Source organism: Psychrobacter sp. (assembly GCF_030457785.1).
GTDB lineage: Bacteria > Pseudomonadota > Gammaproteobacteria > Pseudomonadales > Moraxellaceae > Psychrobacter.
This window is the reverse complement of record NZ_JAKDUI010000189.1, coordinates 1-5,350: the sequence shown is the minus strand read 5'-3', so window position 1 is coordinate 5,350 and position 5,350 is coordinate 1. Positions and strand designations below refer to the sequence as shown.

Sequence of the window (5,350 nt, the reverse complement as noted above, 5' to 3'; positions counted from 1 at the left end):
GCTGCGTAATTAAAATCTCCCAAGTTTATGTGTACGGATTTGACGGCAGGGGTCATGTAGATACTGCTGCTGTCAGAAGAAGCTCTAACAGTTGGGAAGGTAACAGTGGAAAAAGAAGGTTCATTGGGACGGGTATGGCGATGAATGTAAGTCTGTCCAGACGGCATCATAACAATTAGCTGATAACTGACCCCAGTAAGTGAAGGATGTTCTAAGACCTCCTCTATTTTAGTTTCGAATGGTTCGGGACCTTGCTTATGTTTAGTGATTTCGTATTGCAGAGCACGAAAGGTATGTATACTGTCTTGTTCATTATCACTTTTCATGTCGTGAAATAGCGTAAAATAATATAGTATCAATGTCACCAACAATGTCAGTGCATAAAAAAATAGTAAACGCTGTAAGGACTGAAACTGTTGCATGAAAGCGTGGTCCTATATCGGATCTCGGCACGATAAATGTAATGGCAATGAGTTGGATGAAATAACTACTGTTAGTTTAGCAAAATTGCACTCTAGGTAAGACAAAAATTGAGGGCAATACTCAGGCACTATTTAGTGCATGTTATCAGTTGGCATATTTAACCATTTAGTGGACTAAAAGTGGCTAAATTTTGTCAAACATTGTTATAGGTTTTGTCAAACATTGTTATGAAGCTTGCAGTCAACAGCATCTGATAGCCGGTCTTTTCTTTGGCCGGCTGTCTATCTCTTTTTTTTCACTATTTTTTACAGTGAGGGCATGCAAGTTATTACAGAGCATCTGGCTTTTAAAGATAGGTCAGCTCAAGGTCGTTCATTTATCGTCAGTGGTCTTTATCTGCCTTATTTATTAGCGCTACGACGATATGCCTAATAGCTGGTGCCAATGGTTGCAGCGTTCATCCGCTACTGTCACAGTCATGGCACAATGCCTTAAACTCACCTATAATGAGCAACTCAGCCTTATATAATGCATGATTATGACTACAATTGCTCCCGATTCTGATTTACCTGCGTCTTCTACGCCTCATGACACTTCCTCTACTAACAGGCTAAGAGTTGTGTTTGCAGGCACACCTGAGTTTGCTGCTATTAGTCTTGAGTCATTAATTAAGCAGCAAGACGCTTTAAACATAGATGTCGTGGCTGTCTATACGCAACCTGACCGTAAAGCCGGTCGTGGGCAAAAACTGTCTGCTTCTGCTGTGAAACAAGTGGCATTGGCTAATGATATTGTCGTTGAACAACCCGTTACCTTTAAAAAATCTAGCACTGAAGGTATGGCAGCGCGGCAAACTCTTCGCAGCTATCAGCCAGATGTGATGATTGTCGCCGCTTACGGATTGATTTTACCTATTGGTGTATTAAATACGCCTATTCATGGTTGCTTAAACATTCATGGGTCATTACTACCACGATGGCGCGGCGCTGCTCCGATTCATCGCGCGCTGTTGGCCGGCGATGATGAAACAGGCATCACCATTATGCAGATGGATAAAGGCTTGGATACTGGTGATATGCTGTATAAAGTCAGCGCTCGGATTGAGTCTGATGATACGGCTGCCAGTCTCCACGATAAGATGGCGGTGCTTGGTGCATCGGCTATCGGCACTGTGTTACAAGATTTGCCGCATTATCAAGCACAGGCTGTGGTTCAAGATGAGAGTCAGGCTAACTATGCTGAAAAGCTTGTTAAATCAGAAGGTGAGATTGACTGGTCGCAGTCTGCCGCCGCTATTGAACGCGAAATTCGAGGGTTGACGCCTTGGCCAGGCGCTTATACTTTTTTGGCGGGACAGCGGGTAAAAATACTGGCTAGCTTACCTGTAAACGAGTCACAAAAAACCAATGAGCCTGCGGGTACTGTCATCAGTGTCGGACGCAAAGCAGTCTTAGTTGCTTGTGGTAAAGAAGAGGGTCAAAGGGGAGACTCTGAACGTTCAGCGGGTACCTTGGCTATTACTGACCTGCAGTTTGCAGGTGCGAAGCCGAAAACCGCCGAACAAATTTGTCAGAGCAGTCAGCTCAACGATGGTGACCAGTTTACGCCGATGCCAAAATAATGCCCATGTGATTCCTAAGTAATGTAACTGAAATATCTTGATTTTATCTAAGGCGTCTTTCTATCCTAAGGCGCCGAGCTACTAATAAGTCAATCAATAACACACAAACCCCTAAAAAGGCGCTATCGATCATGCGTCAAGGAAATGCAATTTAATGAGACAAAACAGTACTGTGTCTAACAACAAACACAAACCTTCAAGCAATCTCATCATGAGTGGTAGCGTGCGCGTACGCGTTATACGCACCTTGCTGGCTATCCAAAACGGTCAGTCGCTCTCAAGCGTCCTTGATCCATTATTAAACAGTCTGCATGATGGCGATAAAGGCTTTGCTCATGCGTTGCTGCTGACGACATTACGCCAGTGGCACGCGCTATCACGCCTGCTCGATAGTTTGGCTGATAACCCAATTGATGAGATTGAGGTTCGTACCACGCTTCAAGTCGGTCTCGTGCAGTTGCTGTATCTAGAAGTGGCTGATCATGCAGCCATCCATGAAACCGTTGAAACAGCAAAAGAAATTGGCTTTGCTCATTCGACTGGTTTGGTAAATGCTATCTTGCGTAAAGTAGCAAAAAACCCCAATAAGTTTCGCAAAAAATGCAATAAAAATCACAGCCTGCCTAATTGGCTTGCTTACCAGCTGAAGCAAGACTGGAGTGAGCAGTACGCCAGTCTCACGCAAGGTCTTCGCCAACCAGCACCGATGTTTTTACGAGTAAACTCAGCGGTTACGTCGGTAGAAGATTATCAGAATGCACTGTATGGTGCAGAAATTGATGCAGACATCGTTGAGCTAACGAGTGGTTTTGCCCTAGCGGGTTTGTCAGAGACTACCACGTCTACGACGCTATTGACCAAAGGTCTTAGGCTACATCAAAGCACTGCCGTCAACGCTTTGCCACATTTTTCTGAAGGTGTTGCTAGCGTACAAGACATGCATGCCCAGTTAGCTGCACCAATCATTAATAAAGCATTGATGGCTAAGCTTGGCACTGAAGCGATCAATACTGACAGCGATAATACTGATAACGAACTGCATCTTTTAGATGCTTGTGCTGCACCTGGTGGTAAGTTAGCGCATTGGTTAGAGCTGATAAATTCAGACTCGTTTCACGTGAAACAAGACACATCAGAATCATCTACAGCTTCTGATATAAAAATTACGGCTATCGATAACGAAGCACCGCGTATCGAACGTGTTCATGATAATTTACAGCGCTTGAATTTAAGTCAGCACGAGTTGAAGCAAGCAGAGAAGAATATTGCGCTTAATGTTGTTTGTGCCGATGCAACCAGATGGCAAGGAGATCGCAAAAAGTCTGCCAAAAATCAGCCAGTCTTTGATGCGATATTACTTGATTCACCTTGTACTGCCACTGGCGTGATTCGCCGCCACCCCGATATCAGTATCTTACGTACCGAAGAAGACATCGAACAGACTGTCTTGCTACAAGCAGATATTTTGCATAACCTGTGGCCACAGTTAAAGGTTGGTGGTTATTTGCTTTATGTGACATGCTCTATCTTAAAGCAAGAAAATGTCGAGCAAATGCAGGGCTTTATCAGTCATCATGATAATGCGGTAGCGATTGAGCTTACTGAGGACTGTAGTTGGGGCATTGAGCAAGAGGTTGGTCGTCAGTGTTTGCCAATCGACAGTGAAGGTGGAGATGGTTTTTATTATGCACTATTACACAAAACTGCTGAATAAAGCGTTTTAAATATTGAATAACATCATTGTAGACAGGACAATCTAATGAAATATATCAGTACCCGTGGTCAGACAGCGCCGATGGATTTTAGTGATGTACTCTTAATGGGTCTTGCCCCAGATGGCGGTTTGATGCTGCCTGAGCATTATCCAAACATCAATAGCGCAACGCTTGATGAATGGCGTACGCTTAGCTATCCGCAGCTAGCGATGGCGATTATGCAGCGTTTTGCGACGGATATTCCTACGGCTGATTTGCAAGACATTATTGAGCGTACTTATACCGCTGAGGTTTTTGGTAGCGAAGAGATTGTCCCTGTCCGCAAACTTGAAGATAGTTTATATATTTTAGGATTATCAAATGGCCCAACGTTGGCATTTAAAGACGTTGCCATGCAGTTTCTGGGCAATGCTTTTGAGTATGTGCTAAAAAGAAAAGAAGCACGCATCACCATCATTGGAGCGACCAGTGGTGACACGGGTAGTGCGGCAGAGTATGCGCTGCGTGGTAAAGAAAACATCGAAGTCTTTATGCTGTCACCGCATGGCAAAATGAGTGAGTTTCAACGTGCGCAGATGTATAGCTTGACTGATGATAATATTCATAATATCGCTATCGAAGGTATGTTTGATGACTGCCAAGACATCGTCAAAGCACTACAACAAGACGCTGAGTTTAAAGCAGCCTATGACTTAGGTACGGTCAACTCTATCAACTGGGGTCGCATACTGGCACAGATCGTTTATTACTTTAAAGCCTACTTCGCTGTGACGTCAAGTAACGATGAAAAAATCAGCTTCAGCGTGCCGTCAGGTAACTTTGGTAACATTTGCGCTGGTCATATTGCTCGTGAGATGGGTCTGCCGATTGATCGATTAATCGTTGCTACCAACGAAAACGACGTGCTCAATGACTTCTTTAATCAAGGGGCTTATCAACCTCGGCCAACTGAAAAAACCTACGTGACGTCAAGCCCATCGATGGACATCTCTAAAGCGTCCAACTTTGAGCGTTTTGTTTATTTATTGCTCGAAAAAGATAGCACTCGGGTTCATGAGCTATTTGATGGCGTGAAATCTGGTCGTGGTTTTGACTTGTCAGATCTGATGGAAGCAGTGAATAATCGTTATGGTTTTGCAGCAGGTAAATCTACCCATAGTGACCGTTTACAAACCATCAAAGCGATTTACGAGCAGCACAGTGAACTGGTCGATCCACATACGGCTGATGGAATCAAAGTCGCCAAAGAGTTACAGAGAGCAGGTGAAGTGATTGTTTGTGCGGAAACTGCCTTACCTGTTAAGTTTGCAGATACCATCGTTGAGGCAGTGGGTCAGATCGATATTGCACGCCCTGAGCATACAGAGGGATTAGAAAGCTTGCCACAGCATGTCGTCGTGCTAGACAATCAAGCCGAGCTTGTTGCTGATCAAATCCGTCAGTATGTAACAGCAAATCCAGCATAAGTAATATTAAACCAAGTAACATGGTTGGAAGTACCAAGCTCGATAAACCTCACAGAGCTTGGTGTTTGAAATCAAAATCTCTATAAAGTAACGGTTTAATAAAAAACAACCCCTAAAAAAAGGCT

The 5,350-nt window shown here is 43.9% G+C and carries 3 protein-coding genes and 1 pseudogene; 3 read left to right on the top strand and 1 reads right to left on the bottom strand.

Translation table 11 applies throughout. From position 1 onward, the window contains the following. Positions 1-422, bottom strand: a pseudogene (locus tag L0J61_RS08970) (hypothetical protein); the annotation flags it as partial. Positions 423-961: 539 nt separating this feature from the next. Here L0J61_RS08970 and fmt point away from each other — a divergent pair. From fmt to thrC, 3 genes are all read left to right on the top strand, one after another. Next, complete coding sequence (fmt, locus tag L0J61_RS08965) at positions 962-2,044, top strand: methionyl-tRNA formyltransferase (protein WP_301466105.1); 1,083 nt, start codon at positions 962-964, stop codon at positions 2,042-2,044. Between the two features lie 154 nt (positions 2,045-2,198). Then, a complete protein-coding gene (locus L0J61_RS08960; RefSeq protein WP_301466104.1) occupies positions 2,199-3,758 on the top strand; it encodes a transcription antitermination factor NusB in 1,560 nt (519 codons plus the stop codon). 45 nt (positions 3,759-3,803) lie between these two features. Beyond that, positions 3,804-5,225 carry a threonine synthase gene (thrC, locus tag L0J61_RS08955; RefSeq protein WP_301466103.1) on the top strand — a complete coding sequence of 474 codons (1,422 nt, stop codon included), beginning with the start codon at positions 3,804-3,806 and terminating at the stop codon, positions 5,223-5,225. Positions 5,226-5,350 lie beyond the last annotated feature (125 nt).